Source organism: Massilia scottii (genome assembly GCF_030846495.1).
Taxonomy (GTDB): domain Bacteria; phylum Pseudomonadota; class Gammaproteobacteria; order Burkholderiales; family Burkholderiaceae_D; genus Telluria_A; species Telluria_A violaceinigra.
Genome location: NZ_JAVCWM010000007.1, coordinates 69,683 through 87,504, shown reverse-complemented (window position 1 = coordinate 87,504; position 17,822 = coordinate 69,683). Strand labels below are relative to the sequence as shown.

Annotated in this window: 12 protein-coding genes; 6 read left to right on the top strand and 6 right to left on the bottom strand. The window is 67.8% G+C overall.

The window, feature by feature from the left end; all coding sequences use genetic code 11:
• The first annotated feature begins 35 nt into the window (after window positions 1–35).
• The 3 genes from RBA41_RS11660 (at window position 36) to RBA41_RS11650 (ending at window position 4,401) form a co-directional block, all read left to right on the top strand.
• The gene (locus RBA41_RS11660; RefSeq protein ID WP_306623956.1) at window positions 36–782 is read left to right on the top strand and encodes a phasin family protein; all 747 of its coding nucleotides are present in this window, start codon (window positions 36–38) and stop codon (window positions 780–782) included.
• Window positions 783–875: 93 nt separating this feature from the next.
• Complete coding sequence (locus RBA41_RS11655) at window positions 876–2,627, top strand: ABC transporter ATP-binding protein (RefSeq protein ID WP_306623954.1); 1,752 nt, start codon at window positions 876–878, stop codon at window positions 2,625–2,627.
• Complete coding sequence (locus RBA41_RS11650) at window positions 2,617–4,401, top strand: ABC transporter ATP-binding protein (protein WP_306623952.1); 1,785 nt, start codon at window positions 2,617–2,619, stop codon at window positions 4,399–4,401. The genes RBA41_RS11655 and RBA41_RS11650 overlap by 11 nt, the downstream gene beginning before the upstream one ends.
• Before the next feature lie 18 nt (window positions 4,402–4,419).
• On the opposite strand, the gene RBA41_RS11645 is transcribed toward RBA41_RS11650, so the two are convergent.
• Window positions 4,420–5,979 carry an ABC transporter permease gene (locus RBA41_RS11645; RefSeq protein WP_306623950.1) on the bottom strand — a complete coding sequence of 520 codons (1,560 nt, stop codon included), beginning with the start codon at window positions 5,977–5,979 and terminating at the stop codon, window positions 4,420–4,422.
• Window positions 5,976–6,842, bottom strand: a complete 867-nt coding sequence (locus RBA41_RS11640; protein ID WP_306623949.1) for an ABC transporter ATP-binding protein — start codon at window positions 6,840–6,842, stop codon at window positions 5,976–5,978. Before RBA41_RS11640 ends, RBA41_RS11645 begins: the two co-directional genes overlap by 4 nt.
• A gap of 289 nt (window positions 6,843–7,131) precedes the next feature.
• On the opposite strand from RBA41_RS11640, the gene RBA41_RS11635 reads away from it, so the two are divergent.
• Window positions 7,132–9,222 (top strand): tetratricopeptide repeat-containing diguanylate cyclase, encoded by a 2,091-nt coding sequence (locus RBA41_RS11635; protein ID WP_374709543.1) that lies wholly within the window; start codon window positions 7,132–7,134, stop codon window positions 9,220–9,222.
• A gap of 1 nt (window position 9,223) precedes the next feature.
• The gene (locus RBA41_RS11630; RefSeq protein ID WP_306623946.1) at window positions 9,224–10,024 is read left to right on the top strand and encodes a hypothetical protein; all 801 of its coding nucleotides are present in this window, start codon (window positions 9,224–9,226) and stop codon (window positions 10,022–10,024) included.
• 24 nt (window positions 10,025–10,048) lie between these two features.
• On the opposite strand, the gene RBA41_RS11625 is transcribed toward RBA41_RS11630, so the two are convergent.
• Window positions 10,049–10,381: an apolipophorin gene (locus RBA41_RS11625; RefSeq protein WP_306623945.1), complete on the bottom strand. Its 333-nt coding sequence runs from the start codon at window positions 10,379–10,381 to the stop codon at window positions 10,049–10,051.
• Between the two features lie 120 nt (window positions 10,382–10,501).
• Between RBA41_RS11625 and RBA41_RS11620 the strand changes: the two genes are divergently transcribed.
• Window positions 10,502–12,781, top strand: a complete 2,280-nt coding sequence (locus RBA41_RS11620) for a molybdopterin-dependent oxidoreductase (protein WP_306623943.1) — start codon at window positions 10,502–10,504, stop codon at window positions 12,779–12,781.
• A 12-nt stretch (window positions 12,782–12,793) separates the two neighbouring features.
• Here the strand turns inward: RBA41_RS11620 and RBA41_RS11615 are convergent, their stop codons facing one another.
• The 3 genes from RBA41_RS11615 to RBA41_RS11605 all read right to left on the bottom strand — a co-directional run bounded on the left by RBA41_RS11615 (window position 12,794) and on the right by RBA41_RS11605 (window position 17,811).
• Complete coding sequence (locus tag RBA41_RS11615) at window positions 12,794–13,162, bottom strand: hypothetical protein (RefSeq protein WP_306623941.1); 369 nt, start codon at window positions 13,160–13,162, stop codon at window positions 12,794–12,796.
• A 130-nt stretch (window positions 13,163–13,292) separates the two neighbouring features.
• On the bottom strand, window positions 13,293–14,174 hold the full coding sequence (locus RBA41_RS11610; protein WP_306623940.1) for a hypothetical protein: 882 nt from the start codon (window positions 14,172–14,174) through the stop codon (window positions 13,293–13,295).
• A gap of 4 nt (window positions 14,175–14,178) precedes the next feature.
• A complete protein-coding gene (locus RBA41_RS11605; protein ID WP_306623938.1) occupies window positions 14,179–17,811 on the bottom strand; it encodes a tubulin-like doman-containing protein in 3,633 nt (1,210 codons plus the stop codon).
• Window positions 17,812–17,822 lie beyond the last annotated feature (11 nt).

The following is a 17,822-nucleotide window of genomic DNA, read 5'->3' as shown; positions in this document are numbered from 1 at the left end:
TGCAGCGCGTCATAAAACACTTCCAAGGAACCCCGATGAGTAACCTTCCAGAACAGTTTTCCGCAGCACGCAAAGCCCAGCTCGAAGCCCAGTTCGACGCTTTCCGCCATTTTTCCGGCAAGGCGGTCGAAAATACCGAGAAGCTCATTGCCCTGAACCTGAGCACCACCCGCGCCAGCGTTGAAAAGTCCACCGCCGCCTTCCAGCAGCTGCTGGCCGCCAAGGACCCGCGCGACCTGCTGGCGCTGACCACGCACAGCCGCGACACCGTCAAGTCCTTCCTCGACTACAGCCGCGCCCTGTTCGGCATCGCCGGCAGCGTGGGCAGCGCCGCCGCCAAGGTATCGGCCCTGTCCGCGCCGGGCCTGGCGCGCGCGCCCGCCAACGATGAAGCGCACGGCGACGACCAGCGCTACGAGCAAAAATACGACGAGCAAGGCGCCGACGGCGAGATCGAAGCGGCCGCCGGCGATGCCCCGGCCGAACCGGACATGGACGATGAGCCGATCATCGTCAGCATGAACCCTGTCGGCGAGTCGGACCCCGATCCGCTGCCGCTGGCCGACGCCAGGCCGATCGCGCGCGCCGTCGCCAGCGTTGTCGCCGGCGCCTCGCCGGACGCGCCGTCCGCCGCGCCGCTGGCGGCCGACGACGCGATCCAGATCGACGTCTCCGGCATCCGGCCGGTCGACGCCACGCCGCCGCCGGCCCCGCATTCGGGCAGGCCGGGCACCGGCAAACTGGCCGATGCGTCGGCGTCGAAAGGCGCGCGCAAGAAGTAAAGAACAGCTGGCCTCTGCGCCAAGTTGCCAAAAGTAGTAAATTAACGGGCTTCGGCCCGTTTTTTCATCTGGGCGCAACTTCCAAGGAACGTAATGAGTTTATCGAAGCTCGTCGGCAGCTTTGTGCGCCGCCATTGGCGCTCCTATATATCCTCGGCCTTCATGCTGGCCGGCGTGGCCGCGCTCACGGTCTGGATTCCGCGCAAAATCGGCACCCTGATCGACGGCCTGGCCGCGCACAGCCTCGGTCCCGGCGACCTGCTGCGCGGCCTGCTGCAACTGCTCGCCATGGGCGTGGCCATCTACCTGCTGCGGGTCGGCTGGCGCCTGCGCCTGTTCGCCGCCGCCTACCAGCTCGGGGTCGAACTGCGCACGCGCTTTTACGCGCGCCTGTCGGCCCAGGGGCCGGCGTTCTACCAGAAGCAGCGCACCGGCGACCTGATGGCGCTGGCCACCAACGATATCGACGCCATCGAAATGGCCGCCGGCGAAGCCATGCTGGCCGGCTTCGACGGCACCCTGACCCTGATCATGGTGCTGGGGATCATGACGCTCGGCGTCGACTGGCGCCTGGCCTGCATCGCCCTGCTGCCCTTCCCCTTCATGGCGTTCGCGTTCTGGCGCATCTCCACCCACATCCACGTGGCGGCCACCGACTCGCTCAAGCGCTTCTCCAGCCTGAACGACCATGTGCAGGAAGCCCTGTCGGGCGTGCGCACCCTGCGCGCGCTGGGACTGGAGCATCGCAGCGCGGCCCAGTTTGGCGAACTGGCCGCGCACGCGGCCGACGCCAGCCTGCGCGCCCAGAAATGGGAAGCGGCCTACGAGCCGGCCGTCGGCCTGACCCTCAGCGCCGCCGGCGTGCTCACGCTCGGCCTGGGCGGCTATCTGGTGTGGCATGACGAACTGACCATCGGCGCGCTGACCAGCTTCAGCATGTACCTGGGCCAGTTGATCTGGCCGATGTTCGCGGCCGGCTGGGTGCTCTCGCTGATCGAACGCGGACGCGCGGCACTGGCGCGCGTGCAGCCCCTGCTCGACACGCCCCTGAGCGTGGACGACCATGGCAAGGTGGACCAGCTGGCCCCGGGCGCGCTGGTGCTGGACCATGTCGGCTACACCTACACCGGGCAAACCGTGGCGGCGCTGGCGGACGTGTCGTGCAGCGTCGCGCCCGGCCAGACCCTGGGCCTGGTGGGACCGACCGGTTCCGGCAAATCGACCCTGCTGCGCGTGCTGCTGCGCCAGGCCACGCCGCAGACGGGCGAGGCCAGCTGGGGCGGCCGGCCGCTCGCGGACTATACGCTGGCGACCTTGCGCTCCGCGATCAGCTGGGTGCCGCAGGAATCGTTCCTGTTCTCGGCCACCATCGCCGAGAACATCGCGCTGGCGCGCCCGGACGCCACGCGCGCCCAGATCGAGCACGCGGCCCACATGGCCGCCATCCACGAAGACATCCTGCGCTTCCCGCAGGGTTACGACACGCCGGTGGGCGAACGCGGCATCACCCTGTCGGGCGGGCAGCGCCAGCGCGTGGCGATTGCCCGTTCGCTGCTGGCCGACAGCACCCTGCTGCTGCTCGACGACGCCCTGTCGGCGGTCGATACCGGTACCGAAACACGCATCCTCGAACACCTGGAAGAACTGCGGCGCGCGCGGCCGGAGCGCAGCGTGATCATCGCCAGCCACCGCCTTTCGGCCGTGGTCAACGCCGACTTCATCGTGGTGCTGCGCGACGGCCGCATTACCGAGTCGGGCACCCACGAGGCCCTGCTCGAACGCGACGGCTGGTACGCCAGCCAGTGGCGCTATCAACAACTGGAGGCCAGCCTCGATGCACTCTGATACCACACCCAAGGCGATGCGCGCGCAGGCCGCGCAAGCCATCGGCCTGTTGCGGCGCGCCGCCCATCCCGACCGCCGGCACCTGCTCTGGGCCACCCTGTGGCTCGTTCTCGCGGCCGCCCTGGAAGTGATCGGCCCGATCCTCGGCAAGGCCCTGATCGACGAGCACCTGCTGCCGCGCCACCTGGATTTTCCGCGCATGGCCATGCTGCTCGGCGCCATGCTGGTGAGCGGCTGGATCGCCAGCTGGCTGCGCTACCTGCAGCTGGTGCGCCTGTCGGGCCTGGCCATGCGCTCGGTGCAGCGCCTGCGCGAATGGGTGTTCGGCCATGTGCTGCGCCTGCCGATGGCTTTTTTTGACCGCGCCATCACCGGCCAGCTGATCAGCCGCGTGACCAACGACACCGAAGCCGTCAAGACCTTGTACATCCAGGTACTGTTCGTGATCCTCGACAGCAGCATCGTGCTGGTCGGGACCATGATCGCCATGGCCTGGCTGGACTGGCGCCTGATGCTGATCGTGCTGGCCCTGGTGCCGGCGGTGGTGGCCATCGTGTTCGTGTACCAGCGCCTGTCGGCGCCGGCGGTGACGCGCGCGCGTGCCCTGCGCAGCGACATCAACGGCCAGATCGCCGAATCGATCGGCGGCATGAGCGTGCTGCAGGCGAATAACGCGCAGGCCCGTTTCGGCGCGCGTTTCGCCGCTACCAACGAGTCGCACTACAAGGCGCGCCTGGCCGAGCTGCGCGCCAACGCGTTTTTGCTGCGTCCCGCGCTCGACCTGCTCAACGTGATCCTGCTGGCGGTGGTGATCTACAGTTTCGGGCGGCGCGAAATGAACGCGGTCGAAGTCGGCGTGCTGTACGCCTTCATCAGCTACATCGCGCGCGTGGTCGAGCCGATGATCCAGATCACGATGCAGTTCAGCGGCCTGCAGCAGGCCGTGGTGGCGACCGCGCGCGTGTCGGCCCTGCTCGACGAAGCGGGCGCGCCGGAGCACGCGGCCGGGCGCGCGCTGCCCACCGACCCGGCGGCGCCGGATGCGCCGGCGGTGCGCATCCGCGACCTGACGTTCGGCTATGCGCCGGGCCAGGACGTGCTGCATGCATTGAGCCTGGACGTGCCGCAGGGCGCCTTTTTCGGCATCGTCGGCCACACCGGCAGCGGCAAATCGACCCTGCTGTCGCTGCTGCTGCGCTACTACCCTTCACGCCCGGGCTGCATCGAGATCAACGGCCAGCCGCTGGCGGCGATCGACAACGAGCGTTTCCGCGCCGAGGTGGGGCTGGTGCCGCAAGACCCGTTCCTGCTGGCGGCGTCGGCGCGCGAAAACATCGACATGGGGCGCGGCCTGTCGCAGGAAGCCATCGAGACGGCGGCGCGCGCGGCGCACGCGCACGACTTCATCGCCGCGCTGGAAGACGGCTACGACACCTCGCTCGGCGAAGGCGGCTCGCGCCTGTCGGTCGGCCAGAAGCAGCTGATCGCGATCGCGCGCGCGCTGGCCGGCAAGCCGCGCATCCTGCTGCTCGACGAAGCGACCTCGCACATCGACAGCGCCACCGAGCAGGTGGTGCAGGAGGCGCTCAACGAACTGCGCGGACGGGTGACCATCATCGCCATCGCGCACCGCCTCTCGACCATCCGCGAGGCCGACCGCATCGTGGTGCTCAATCACGGCCGCATCTCGGAAGCCGGTTCGCACGACGAGTTGATGCTGGTCGACGGCGGCCTGTATCAGCGCCTGTACCTGCTGCAGCAGCTGGCGGTGTGAGGTGGCGGTTTGAATACCCTAGCGCTGCGGGCGGCTCGCATTCCACAGGTAGCCGCCCGCCAGCGCCAGCGCGCCCACCAGCGCGTACATGCCGGCCGAGTGCAGGTTGGCCGCGCCGTTGAAACCCACCGCATCGAGCATCGGCGCCCTGGCCGCGTTCACCGCCGCGTATAGCCCGAACAGGAACAGCGACAGGAACAGGCGCGCGCTGCGGCTGCAGCGGCCGAACAGGCTGGCCAGCGCCGCCAGGCAAGCCATGCCGCTCACCAGCGCCAGCGCGCGTACCGGCTGCGCCAGCGACCAGCGCAGCGCGACCGGTCCGGTGAACATCAGGCCGAGCAGCACGGTAGCCGCGTACTGGCGCAGGTAGCGGCGCGCCACGCCGCCGCTGACCACGCCGGTCATGTCCTCGGTGCCGGCGCCAAAATCGCGCGTGCTCATGTCGCTCACGAGGATGCCCCAGAACGCCACCCCGGCGATCAAGACCGCCGGCAGCGCGGCACTTGGCGCGAACAGGGCGGCCCCCGCGCACAGCAGCAGCGCCGGCAGGGCCGATGGGGCGATGAGGAACGTCAGGGCGATATCGGCCAGCACCTGGCCGGCCACGCCGGGCAGGCGCGCGGCCAGGCCGAGGAGCGGTGCGGCCAGCGCGGCCAGGGGACGCAGCGCGGCGTTGAGCAGCGCCAGCGGCGAGCGGCGCATGCGCGCGCGGCCGGGCTTGACCCGGTCCGGCGAATAGCGGTGGAACAGCCACCATGCCGGCAGCAGCGGCAGGATCGCGACCAGGCTTGAAGCGCCGCGCAGCGCCATCATGCGCGCGCTCCACAGCAGCGACGGCAGCGTCACCGGCGCCACGGCCGGATCGAACTTGCTGGAACCGATGGAAAAATCGGCGCCGCTGACAAAACCCTGGACCGCCGCCACCGCCACCGCCAGTCCGGAAAAATCGAACACCATCAGCGCCGGCAATGCGCTGCTCGTACCCTGCGTCATCAGCACCAGCTGGGCCACCCACAGCACGAAGAACAGCAGGTCGCCGCCCTTGCCCATCAGCGGCGCCCAGCTGTCGAACAGGATCGCGCAGCTGGCCGCGAAAAACACCATCGGCAGCAGCAACAGCACATAGGTTTGCAGGTAGACCAGCGGTTCGATCGGGCCGTCGCCGCGCAGCGCGTGCAGCACCAGCATGGTGAGCATGAAGGCGGCCACCAGCGCGCCCAGATACGCCACGCAGCCCAGCCAGCGTCCCGCCAGGAACACGCCGCTGCCGACCGGCGTGGCCCCGATCACGCCGCCGATCCCGCTGCGCAGGTCTTCGCTCATGCGCCCGCGTACCAGGTAAAAGCCGCCCAGTCCGAACAGCACGGCGCCCAGCGTGGCGCTGCCCAGCGCCAGCGCGGAACTGGTGTAGAGCACGCGCGCCTTGTCAAATACCAGCAGCGCCTCGCCGCCGGCCGGATCGGCGATCATCGCCCAGCTCAGCGCCACCACCGCCAGCAGCGCGGCCATGGTGGAAGCGCGCCGCATGCGCAGGCGTACTTCGGCCAGCGCCAGCGTCGCCAGCACGTGCCCGCTCATGCGGCCGCCCTGAGCGCATGGCGCTGCGCCATCAGCGCTTCTTCCAGGGTCGGTTCGGCCACGCGCGCGCCATCGCAGGGCGGCGCGCCGTGGACGATGCGCAGCGCCACCTGGTCGCCCTCGCGCTGCGCGTGCAGCACGCTGACCCGGTTGCGCAGCTGCTCGTATTCGGCCGCGCCCACATTGGCCGACCAGATGCGCCCGCGCGCCTGGTCGAGGATCGCGCGCGGCGTCGCGCAGGAGATCAGTTTGCCGGCGTCCATGGTGGCCAGCTGGCCGGCGATGCTCTCGACGTCGGACACGATGTGGGTCGACATGATGACCAGCTTGTCGAATCCGAGCTCGCCGAGCAGGTTGCGAAAGCGCAGGCGCTCTTCCGGATCGAGGCCGGCGGTCGGCTCGTCGACGATCAGGATGTCCGGGTCGTTGAGCAAGGCCTGGGCGATGCCGAGGCGGCGCCGCATCCCGCCCGAGAACGAGGCCGCCGGCCGCCTGGCCTGCTCGTGCAGGTTGACCAGTTCGAGCAGGGTGCGGATGCGGGCCGGGTCGCGCACGCCCTTGAGGGCGGCGAAATACTGCATGAATTCGAGCGCGGAGAGGTTCGGATAGACCCCGAAATCCTGCGGCAGGTAGCCGAGCCGGCGCCGGATCTCCTGCGGCCGGGCGACGATGTCGGCCCCGTCGAACAGGATCTGGCCGCTGCTCGGGCGCGTGAGGGTGGCGATCATCTGCATCAGGGTCGTCTTGCCGGCGCCATTGTGGCCGATCAGGCCGACCACGCCACGCGCCAGCGTCAGGCTCACGCCATCGACCGCGCGGACATCCTTGCCGAAGGTTTTGACCACGTTGCGCAGTTCGAGCATTTTACTTCCTGACATTATTGTTGGGCTTGCAGGAAATATAAGGCATGCGCGCGGCGCCGGGTCGCAAATGCGACAGGCCGCAAAATCGGACTCCTCAAGCGCCGCGAGGGCGTCGTATGGGACCAACACTTCCATGCCAAAGCGGCATCGAAACGCACGTCGCTGCCACAAAAATGCGCATTTAGATGCACAATCTGAATGCGACTAGGACTTTCCAGACTGCAACAAGAATATAATTGCTTGCAGTTTTCCCGTTCGGAAAGCATCGGTTTTCACATGAAGGAACGTGATGTTGGCAGGTTTATCAGACACCTCGCATGGCCGCAAGGCCCGCGTGCTGCTGGCATCGCTATGCCTGGCCTCTTGCCTCGCGCAGGCCCAGCATCCGGTGCTCGACGCGCGCCTGGTCGAGATCCGCGAGATGAACCGCTACGTGCCGCCCAAGGCGCTCGAGGCGCTGCTCAAGATCGAGAGCGAGGCGCGCGCGGCCCCGGCGCGCACCAAGGCCGACTTCCTGGTCCAGCTGTGCCTGGCCCGGCGCGGCTTGAACCAGGTACCGGAATCGTTGGTCCTGGCCGAGGAGCTGATCGCGTTCGGGCGTGACAAAAAAGACAATGTCATCAGCGCCAAGGGCTTGCTGACCAAGGCTTACGTCGTCTCCCGCATGGACCAGCTGGCCCTGTCGCACCAGCTGGCGTGGGAAGGCGAAAAGCTCGCCAACACCACCGACGACATGCCGCTGCGCGTGCAGGCGGCCATTACCTCGGGCCAGTCGTACTCGGAAGAGGGCAATTTCCCGGCCGCGATGGCCAAGATGCAGACCGCGCTGACCCTGGCGCGCGCCCACGGCGAGCCGATTCCCAAAGTCCAGGCGCTCAATGCATTGGCCTTCCTGTACGGTCAATTGAATGAACACGACAAGGGCTTCGAGGCGCTCGAGGAAGCGACCGCGCTGGCCGAGCAGACCAATTCGCCGGGCCGCCTGGCGAGCCTGAAGGATACCGAATACGGCCTGGCGGTCGAAACCAACCAGCCGCAGCGCGGCCTGCGCGCCCTGCTCGCCGGGCTCGCGTACGAGCGCCAGATCGGCGCCGAGGCGATGATCGCCGGGACCCTGGTGAACCTGTCGGACAGCTATCTCAAGCAGCACGATTACGCGCGCACGCTCACGTACGCGACCCAGGCCTTGCAGGCCGGGCGCAAACTGAACGACGACAGCACCGAAGCGACCGCGCACCTGAACCTGGGCCAGGCGCATCTCGGCCTGGGCAGCCTGGCCGAGGGCAAACGCCATTTCGAGCTGGGCCTGGCCTGGTACGAAAAAGTCGGCGACAAGCCGGAACTGCAGGAAGTGCTGATGGAATACGGCGCCGCGCTCGAACGCGCCGGCGACATGACGGGCGCGGTCAAGGCCTACCACCGCGAGCGGGCGCTGTCGAACGAGCTGTTTGAAAAGCGGCGCCAGAAAGCCACGCTGGAGCTGCAGGAAAAGTACGAGACCGAAAAGAAGCAGCGCCAGATCGAACTGTTAAGCCGCGAGAACCAGCTCAAGTCGACCGAAATCGACAACCGCCGCCTGCAGCAGCGCGTGTGGTGGCTGCTGGCGGTGGTGTTTGCGCTGGCCGCGGTGGTGGTGGGCATCCTGTACCGCAAGGTGCGCCATGCGAATGCCCAGCTCAAGGTGAAGAACCTGGAACTGAAGCAGCAAAGTTCGCGCGATCCGCTGACCGGCCTGTACAACCGGCGCCACTTCCAGGAATTCATGCGCAGCCACCTGCAGGTGGAAAAGCGCGGCGCCGGCACCTCGGGCGAGGAAATCGTGGGCGCCCTGTTCCTGCTCGACGTCGACCACTTCAAGCATGTCAACGACAGCCATGGCCACGCCGCCGGCGACGCCGTGCTCAAGATGATCGCCGAAAGCCTGCGCGAGATCCTGCGCGAGACCGACATGATCGTGCGCTGGGGCGGCGAGGAATTCCTCGCCTTCCTGCCGGCCATTCCGCGCAGCGGCGTCGAGGAAATCGCGCGCCGCCTGCTGACCGGCATCTCGACCCAGACTATCGACTACCAGGACAAGAAGCTGTCGGTGAACGTGTCGATCGGCTTCGCGCCCTTCCCGCTGGTGCCGGGCACGAATGCGCTGCCATGGGAGCGCGCCGTCAACCTGGTCGACATGGCGCTCTACCTGGCCAAGGCGCACGGGCGCAACCGCGCCTACGGCGTGCGCGGCTTCGCCAACTTCGACAAGACCTCGATGGAAGACATCGAGCAGGACCTGGAACGCGCCTGGGGCGCCGGCTACGTCGACATGTCGATCGTGCTGGGCACCTGGCCGGAAACCAAGAACGCGCCCGCGCCGCCCAAGCTGACCATCGTCTGACATGCCTCACACGCTTCCCTGTTTTTCCCGGCTCGGCCTTGGCAAGGACGCCGATACGCGCGCGGTGCGGCGCGCCTACGCGCGCGAACTCAAACTGATCGACCAGGAACGCGACGCCGCCGGCTTCCAGTACCTGCGCGAGGCCTACGAAATGGCGCTGGCGTGGACCGGGCGGATCATGCCGGCGCCCGGCGGCAGTGACGGCAACAGCCTGCAGCCGCTGCTGCCCGACCTCGAACGCGGCGACCCGCAGCACCTGTGCGACCTGGCCATCGCGCAGTTCGGCGCGGCGCTGCCGCAACTGACGCAAGCGCACCTGGCCGGCGACGACGCCTCGTGGCGGCGCGAACTGCAGCGCATCCTCGACGACGAGGCCATGGTCAATGTCTGCGCGCGCACCCTGTTCGAGGAAGTCATGGCGCACCTGCTGGCCGCGGGCTGGAAGCCGGGCCACGAAACGCTGCTGCCGGTGGCGGCCAGCCTGTTCGACTGGACCGGCGACAGGGGCCGGCTGCTGCGCTTCGGCGCGGCCGGCGCGCTGGTCGACAGCGCCATCGCCGAACTGGCGCTGTTCAACGCCCAGGGCCAGCAGGAACTGGCACGGCGGCGGCGCGTGCTGGCACGCTTGCGCGAGCCGGCGCGGCCCGGCATCGATCAACTGATGCAGGACATGCCGTGGCTGGACCAGATGCTGGAGCGCTTTCCGAACATGGTGGCGCTGGTCGTGAGCCTGGATACGGTCGACGACTGGCGCGCCATGGCCGTGCGCGCGCCGCTGCAGCAGGCGCGCGGGCACGGCTAGCCGCCGGCACGATGCACGCCTCGCTTACTTGCGCGCCGCTTCCTGGATTCTTTCGCCTGCTTGTTCCACCTTCTTGCCCACATTCTCGGTGGCCTGGTCCAGCCCCTTGCTGGCGTCCTGGGTCGCCTCGTTGATCCTGTCGCCGGTGGCCTTGGCCGCGTCGGTGATCTTCTTGCCCGCCTCTTCCGCCTTGTCGACGTTGGCCCTGAGATTGTCGCCGACCGTGTCGCCGGCCTGGTCGAGTTTGGCGCCGGCCTTCTGCGCCGGCCCCATGCCCTGCTCGTCCTTGTTGCAGCCCCCCAGCGCGGCCAGCGTGGCGGCCATCACGGCGCAGCCGATGAGCGATGTGATTTTCATGATTTCTCCTACGGTTGTTGTTGCTCAATAGCATACACCCGTGCCCGACATTCCGGTTGACAGTTCGGCACCAAGTGCACACAATCGCACGACCGTTCGATTTTTTGGAAAGCGCTCGCCATGACCTTGTCCACGACCCTGCCTACCGCTGTGCCTACCGCCGTGCCTACCGCTGTGCCCACCGCCGTGCCCGCCACCACCGCGCACCGCATTTGTCCGTTTTGCGAAGCCTGCTGCGGACTTGAACTCGATCTCGAAGAGAACAGGGTGGTGCGCATCCGCGGCGACGCCAACGACGTTTTCTCGCACGGTTTCCTGTGTCCCAAGGCGATCGGCCTGAAAGACCTGCACGACGACCCGGACCGCCTGCGCACGCCGCTCATCAAGCGCAACGGCGTGTTCGAGCCAGCCACCTGGGACGAAGCCTACGCCGAGATCGACAAGCGCCTGCCGGGCGTCATCGCCGCCGGCGGCGCCGATGCCGTGGCCACGGTGCTGGGCAACCCGGTCTCCCACAAAATGAGCCTGATGCTGTACTTCCCGCGCCTGGCCAAGGCGCTCGGCACGCGCAATATGTACTCGGCGTCGAGCGTCGACCAGATTCCCAAGATGCTCTCGGTCGGGCTGATGTTCGGCAGCTGGCTGTCGGTGCCGGTGCCCGACATCGAGCGCTGCGACTTTCTGCTGATATTGGGCGCCAATCCGATGGTCTCGAACGGCAGCCTGTGGACCGTGCCGGACTTTCGCGGCAAGGCCAAGGCGCTGCGCGCGCGCGGCGGCCAGCTGGTCGTGATCGATCCGCGCCGCACCGAAACGGCCGACGTGGCCGACGCCCATCACTTCATCCGCCCCGGCGCCGACGTCTTCTTCCTGCTCGGGATCGCGCACGCGCTGTTCGACGAAAACCTGGTGCGCCTGGGACGCCTGGCCGAACACACGGTGGGCCTGGAACAGGTTCAAGCCGCGGTGCGCGACTACGCGCCCGAACTGGTGGCGGCGCGCTGCGGCATCGATGCGGCCACCATGCGCCAGCTCGCGCGCAGCCTGGCCAATACGCCGCGCGCGGCCATCTATGGCCGCATCGGCACCTGCACCCAGCAGTTCGGCACCCTGTGTTCGTGGCTGATCGACGTCATCAACGTGCTGACCGGGCACCTCGATGAAGAAGGCGGCGCCATGTTCCCGAAAGCGGCCGCGTTTGCCGCCAATACGCGCGGTGCGCCGGGCGCCGGGCGCGGCGTGATCACTGGACGTTATCGTTCGCGCGTCTCGGGCGCGGCCGAAGTGTCGGGCGAGCTGCCGGTGACCTGCCTGGCCGAGGAAATCGACACCCCCGGCCCCGGGCAAATCCGCGCCCTGATCGCCATCGCCGCCAATCCGGTGCTGTCGGCGCCGAACGGGGCGCGTCTGTCGAGGGCACTCGACCAGCTCGATTTCATGGTCAGCCTCGATATCTACCTCAACGAAACCTCGCGCCACGCCGACGTGATTTTGCCGGGCGTCTCGCCGCTGGAAGACGCGCACTACGACGTCACCTTCACCCAGTTCTCGCACCGCAACCACGCCCGTTTCAGCGCGCCCGTGCTGGCGCGCGCCGGCGACCAGCCGGACGAGTGGCAAAGCGTGATGCGCATCGCCGCCATCGCCAAGGGACTGGGCGCGCAGGCCGACATCGACGCGCTCGACGACGACATGCTGCAGGAAGAGCTGGAGCGCGCCGCCGGAGCGGCCGCCCCCGCGCTGATGGCGGCCTTGGGAGGCCGGCGCGGCGCCGAACGCAGGCTCGACCTGGCGCTGCGCAGCGGCCCTTACGGCGACCAGTTCGGCAAAAACCCGGACGGGCTGACCCTGGCGCGCCTGAAGGCGGCGCCCTCGGGCATCGATCTCGGGCCGATGGGCAGCCGCATTCCGGAAGCGCTGCGCACGCCCTCGGGCAAGATCGAACTGGCCCCGCAGGCGCTGCTGGACGACCTGGCGCGCGCCGCGGCCGACCTGCGCTCGCCCGCGCCCGAGCTGGTCATCGTGGGCCGGCGCCAGCTACGCTCGAACAACAGCTGGATGCACAACCTGCCGGTGCTGGCCAAGGGCGCCTACCGCTGCACGGCGCTGGTCCATCCCATCGATGCGGCGCGGCTTGGCCTGGCCGACGGCGCGATGGCGCAGATCCGCAATGGCGGGCGCATGATCGAGGTGCAGGTGGAGATATCGGCGCAGATGATGCCCGGCGTGGTCAGCCTGCCGCATGGCTGGGGCCACGACCTGGAAGGCACGCAGATGCGGGTGGCGGCCGAGCGCCCGGGCGTGAACCTGAACGCCCTGCTGGACGAAAATCTGCGCGATCCCCTGTCGGGCAACGCGGTGCTGTCGGGGATTGCGATCCGGATGCAGCCGGTGGCCTGAAGCGGCCTGCGCTCAGCGCAGTTCGACCGCGTATTGGACCGGGGCCTGTTCGACGAAGCGCGCGGCCTGGCTGTCGCGCTTGACGCGCACCGGCACGTCGGCGCTGCGCGTGCGGCTCTGGGTGCGCGTGAGCGTCATCCAGCGTTCCAGGCCGGCCGCCACTTCATCGTTCTGGCGCGCGGCATCGATGCTCCAGTGCCCGGCGCGGAACTCGGCATAGCACTTTTCCCACGCGCGCACCTGGTCGTCCACCCGGCGCGCGGCCTGGCTCGACACTGATTTATCGGGAAACTCGGGCGACACGCAGTCGAAACTGGCAGCTTGCGCCGATGCTGCGCCGCAGGCCAGCGCCAGCGACGGGAGAATTCTGCTGAGAGCCATCGACGTCTCCAATTAGCGGGAAAGTATCGATCCTAGACCAAGTAGCAACATTCTCGCAAGCACTTTGACAATCTTTACAAAAAAGATACATGTCAGATGAGTTGCGCTGGACTTTACGGCATGATTGTCTTTACGTGCAGCGCCCGTTGGCCCAGTAGCGTCCCGCGGCCAGGCAGTTCTCCATCTCCCTGAGCAGGCGGTTGGCGTATTTCTTGAAAGCGGCACACTCGCGGCTGCCGCCCTCCACCATGGCGATGCAGGTTTCCAGCTTGGCGGCGGCGGCCCGGTAATCGCCCTGCGCGATCTGGCGCTCGGCTTCGGCGATCAGGTTGCGCGCCGACGGGTCGAGCGGACGCTCCACGGGCCGCGGCGCGGGCCTGGACGGCGCGGCCGGCTCGGACCTTGCAGCGGCCTTGGGCTTGACCGCGCGCGGGTGCTTGCGTTCGCAGGCGTCGGCCGCCGCGTTGATCGACGACTGTAAGCGGCGCAGCTGTGCGGCGCTGACCTTGTCGGCCCTGAGCGCGACCACTTCGTCCTGCGCTTCCTTGATCTTGCATTTTTCGGCCAGCGCGGTGGCCTCGCCGATGCGCGCCTCGATCCGTTTGGGGTCCGGTTTGGCCGTGAACCAGATCACGGCCAGCAGCGCCAGCGCCATCAGCCAGTAACGCAGGCGGATCGGCTTGCGCAGTCCGGTACCGGGGGCCGGCGCGGGCCGCGCCGCAGTCCTGCGCGGCGGCGCCGCCGGTGCCGGCCTGGGTGGCGCAGGAGGCGCCACAGGCACCTCCTGCACGAACGACGGGGCGTCGAGCGGCGGCGCGGCCGGTGCCGCCACCGGCGCGGTGGCGGCGGAAGTGGAAGCGAAAGCAGGCTGGCCCGCGCCGGCGGACGCGGGCCGGCGCGCCGCGTCGTGCTGGGGGGCGCCGCAGTACGGACAAAAATCGACCCGGCGCGGCATCGGCCGCGCGCAGGCGGCATCGATGCAGCGGTAGATCACTTGGTCTTGCAGGTTCATGGCGTCAGTCTGGATCGGGTATGTCGTTGTCGGGGTCGGGAATGGCATCGTCGAACAAGGCGGCCAGCTCCGGCAGTTCGCCCGCCAGCTTCCACTTGTCGGCCTTGGGATTCCATTGCATGTTCCACGCACGGGTCTCGGGCCCGACTTCGGCGCGGGCGATGCGCAGCCCGATTTCGTCAATCGAGTACGGTCCCTGCTGCGCGCCGTCGATGAACAGTTTATAGCGTCCACCGCCCGCGTGCGGCGCCGGCGCCGGCGCAAGCGCGCGCCCGGCCAGCGCCTGCGCCGCCTCGGATTCGCTGGCCAGGTAAGCGGCGCGGATGGCGCGCTTGTCGACCGATTTTTCGACCTCCCAGGTGTAGGCGTCGCTGGCCGAATTGGGCACCGGCTCGCTCCACTGGGCCAGCGATGCGCTGGCGGCATCGATGTCGCGCAAGGACAGTCCCGGGTTCATGGCGCTGGCGCGCTTGAACCATTGCTCGTACAGACGGCGTGCGGTGATGTTCGGCAGCGACGGCGATGGCAGCTGGGCGCCGGTTTCGTCGACGTCGAGCTTGGGCTCATACACGCGCAGCTGGAAGTGGCGCATCAGGGTGGCCAGCATGGTGAGCTGGGCCGGCCCCACGCCGGCCAGGCGCTGCTGCACGGCGGCGATCACCTGTTCGCGGTAGTACGGCGGCAAGCCGTTGGAGCGGATCGCGAACTCGTTGCCGATCTGGAGCCACTCGCCCGATCCCGGCTCGACCTCGAACAGGTACTGCCCGCGCGGCTGGAACGACGCTTCGCGGTCGGCCAGGTCGCCCTTGCGGCGGATGACACCGAGCGCGTTGGCCTGCAAGAACCACTCGTAGTCGTCGGCCAGGCGGTTCAATTCATCCATCGATGGCGAAATCGGATGGCGGAAGCGCGTCGCGTCGAAATGCAGGTGGGTCGGAATCTTGGGATTTTCGATCTGGTACGAGGTCCGCCAGGTCGGCAGGCCGCGCAGTACCGTCATCGGAAAGCCCGACAGCTCGATGTAGCACACGGCCTTGCCGCTAATGCCCGTGTTGACCACCGAAACCAGGTCGCCGTGGAAGGAGCCGGCCGGCACGGCGGCGCGGATTTCGGCTTCCATCTTGCGCCAGGCGTTGACGTCGCCCACCCCGATGAAGCACTTGAACTGGTCGGCCTTGGGCGTGAACTCGGCGGAAAAGCGCGCATTCATCCACGGCATGGCGCTTTTGAGCCACTCGTTGAAGATACGCTGGCGCTCCTGCGGCGACATGGCGCCAAGGCGTTCGAGCAGCGGATCGACCGGCTCGGCGTCGCCCGGTTCCTGCACGGTGAGCTGGGTCTGGGCCCGGCGGAACAGCTTGAGCAGCAGGCTGGCGCGCAGCTTTTCATCGCCCAGTTGCGGGAACAGGCGCGCCGAGCCGCCAAATTCGAGCAGCACTTCCTCGCTCCAGGTGTGGATGTCGCCGCTCAAGGCAACCGGATCGGGCAGGATGTCGCTGGCCAGCTTGATACAGGTGGCGTGTTCGTGGCGCGCGTCGGCGCGCAGCTGGTCGATGCGCTGGTCGACCGCCCCCAGCATGGCCTGCACGCAGCGGCGGCCTTCCTGGAATTCGCCGGCGATGCCGCTCCATACCGGCTGCCCCTGTTCGTCGGTGCTTTGCGGGTCGCCCAGCCAGGCCGACATGGCGCGCATCACCTCGATCGACTGGCCCGCCGCCACCGCCAGCAGGTGAAAGCGCAGATAGTCGGCGATGTCGCGCTTGAGGTGAGCCATCACTTCGCGCGCCTGGGCGTCCTTGCCGAACAGCCGGCTGGCCGCCTGCGACAGGTTGCCCAGCGATTCCTCGACCTGGCGCGTGCGCAGCGCGTCGCGGATGTCGCGATAGCGCTTGCCGTTGCGTTCGGCGTTGCCCAGGTCGCGCTGCAGCAGGCGCGCCTTGATCTGTTCCAGCAGCGAGAGCACGAATTCCAGGCCGCCCTGCTTGCGGTCGTCCAGCAGCGCATACAACTGGGTGCGCGCACGCCCTTTCAGGCGCGTGGTCAGCTCCAGCGTATGGCGCTTGATGCGGTCTTCGCTCGTTTCGGCGGTGGCGCCGGCTTCGCGGATGGCGTCGCGCTCCAGGTGCGGCAGGAGCTCGACCACTTTTTCGCGCCACACGCCCAGCTCGTACGAACCCATGATGCGGTCGATTTCCAGCTGCACCTTGCTTTCGACCCGTTCCAGCAGCGAGCGCTGGTCCTTGTCCATCAGCAGCTGGTCGGTCAGCGCGTATTCCTGGAACGGCGTCAGGTCCACCGTGCCCTTTTTGAAGTCGGGGAATTCGTCGAACGGATGCTCGCTCATCGCCATCTGCTCGCGCATGAAGATATCGCGTTCCTGGTCGCCCGCGCGGCGCGCCGCCACGCCATCGCGGCCAATCAGGCCGAAGAACGCCTTGACCATCAGCGCGGCCAGCTCGTAGGCGCGGATATCGTCGCGCAGGCTTTGCTGGGTGTCGAGCACCGCCTGGCCGAAGGCCGAATACACCTTGGAGTACGACAGGCGCATGTCGCCGAAGCGCTGTTCCGGCACGCGCGGATTGAAGGGCCCCAGCTTGTGCTGCTGCTGGTTGACCGCGATCGAGCGCTTGCGGTTGGCAAAATCGGCCGAGGCGAAGTCCTCGAACAGGGTGTCGGCCACCATCTGGTAGAGATCCTTGATGTCGCCGGTCGCCTTGTTGGCCAGGTTGGCGGTGTCGACGAAGTACACATCGTCGAACGGCGCGCCCTTGCCCACCAGGCTGTCCGGCTCGGCCCAGCGTACCTGCGCGTTCATGTCGCGCATGGTGGTCTCGAGCTCCATCAGGGTGGCGTAGGCATTGGCCTCGGTGCGCTCCTTGTTGGCCTTGGCGAAACCGGACGGCATGAACATCACCAGGTCGACCTGGTTGTCCGACACTTCCTGGCGCGCGATGGCCTTGGAAATCCAGCCAAGGTCGATGGCGCTGCCGGCGCCCGTGCCGCCGGCGCAGGAAGCGATGACGACGATGCGGAACTTGGAAGTGTCGACCTGCAGGCCCAGGCGCTGGTAGGTTTCCTTGCGCTCGTTGCCGGCATTGCTGCTCAAGAAATTCAGTGCGCCCTTGATGCGCCCGCGCAGCTTGGGATATTTGTCGAACAGGTACAGGCGCGCCAGCGCGCGGATCTGGCCCGCGCCCTTGGACGGATCGATCCCGAGCGAGCGCAGTTTCTTGGGCCGCAGCGGCATCCAGTTTTCGATCAGCGGAAAACGCGCCAGGCTGTCGTCCGATTCGTGATACTGGGGCAGGTCGAGCGGCTCGACCAGGCGCTCGTCGTCGGCCAGCTTGACCAGCTCATACCACGGGTCGGTGCGCTGCGACTTGCCCTCGTCGATGATGGCGTTGTTATCGAGGTCGAAGTGCAAAAAGCGCGCGACCGGAAACTGCGCGATCGATTCCACCCGGGTCGGATTGTGGCGGTTCCATACCTCCGACAGGATGCGGCGGCGAATCCGCAGCATCACTTCCATGCCGGTGCCGCCGGCGCCGATGAACAGCGTGGGCCGCAGGTCGACCTTCAGTTCCGCCTTGAGTTCAGCTTTACCCCCGCCGCTGCCCGTGTTGGGAAATTCTGCCATGTCAAATCTCT

Excerpts from the sequence above, each read along its gene's own strand:
- RBA41_RS11660 (WP_306623956.1), top strand. The coding sequence starts at position 36 with ATGAGTAACCTTCCAGAACAGTTTTCCGCAGCACGCAAAGCCCAGCTC.
- RBA41_RS11655 (WP_306623954.1), top strand. The coding sequence starts at position 876 with ATGAGTTTATCGAAGCTCGTCGGCAGCTTTGTGCGCCGCCATTGGCGC.
- RBA41_RS11650 (WP_306623952.1), top strand. The coding sequence starts at position 2,617 with ATGCACTCTGATACCACACCCAAGGCGATGCGCGCGCAGGCCGCGCAA.
- RBA41_RS11645 (WP_306623950.1), bottom strand. The coding sequence starts at position 5,979 with ATGAGCGGGCACGTGCTGGCGACGCTGGCGCTGGCCGAAGTACGCCTG.
- RBA41_RS11640 (WP_306623949.1), bottom strand. The coding sequence starts at position 6,842 with ATGCTCGAACTGCGCAACGTGGTCAAAACCTTCGGCAAGGATGTCCGC.
- RBA41_RS11635 (WP_374709543.1), top strand. The coding sequence starts at position 7,132 with ATGTTGGCAGGTTTATCAGACACCTCGCATGGCCGCAAGGCCCGCGTG.
- RBA41_RS11630 (WP_306623946.1), top strand. The coding sequence starts at position 9,224 with ATGCCTCACACGCTTCCCTGTTTTTCCCGGCTCGGCCTTGGCAAGGAC.
- RBA41_RS11625 (WP_306623945.1), bottom strand. The coding sequence starts at position 10,381 with ATGAAAATCACATCGCTCATCGGCTGCGCCGTGATGGCCGCCACGCTG.
- RBA41_RS11620 (WP_306623943.1), top strand. The coding sequence starts at position 10,502 with ATGACCTTGTCCACGACCCTGCCTACCGCTGTGCCTACCGCCGTGCCT.
- RBA41_RS11615 (WP_306623941.1), bottom strand. The coding sequence starts at position 13,162 with ATGGCTCTCAGCAGAATTCTCCCGTCGCTGGCGCTGGCCTGCGGCGCA.
- RBA41_RS11610 (WP_306623940.1), bottom strand. The coding sequence starts at position 14,174 with ATGAACCTGCAAGACCAAGTGATCTACCGCTGCATCGATGCCGCCTGC.
- RBA41_RS11605 (WP_306623938.1), bottom strand. The coding sequence starts at position 17,811 with ATGGCAGAATTTCCCAACACGGGCAGCGGCGGGGGTAAAGCTGAACTC.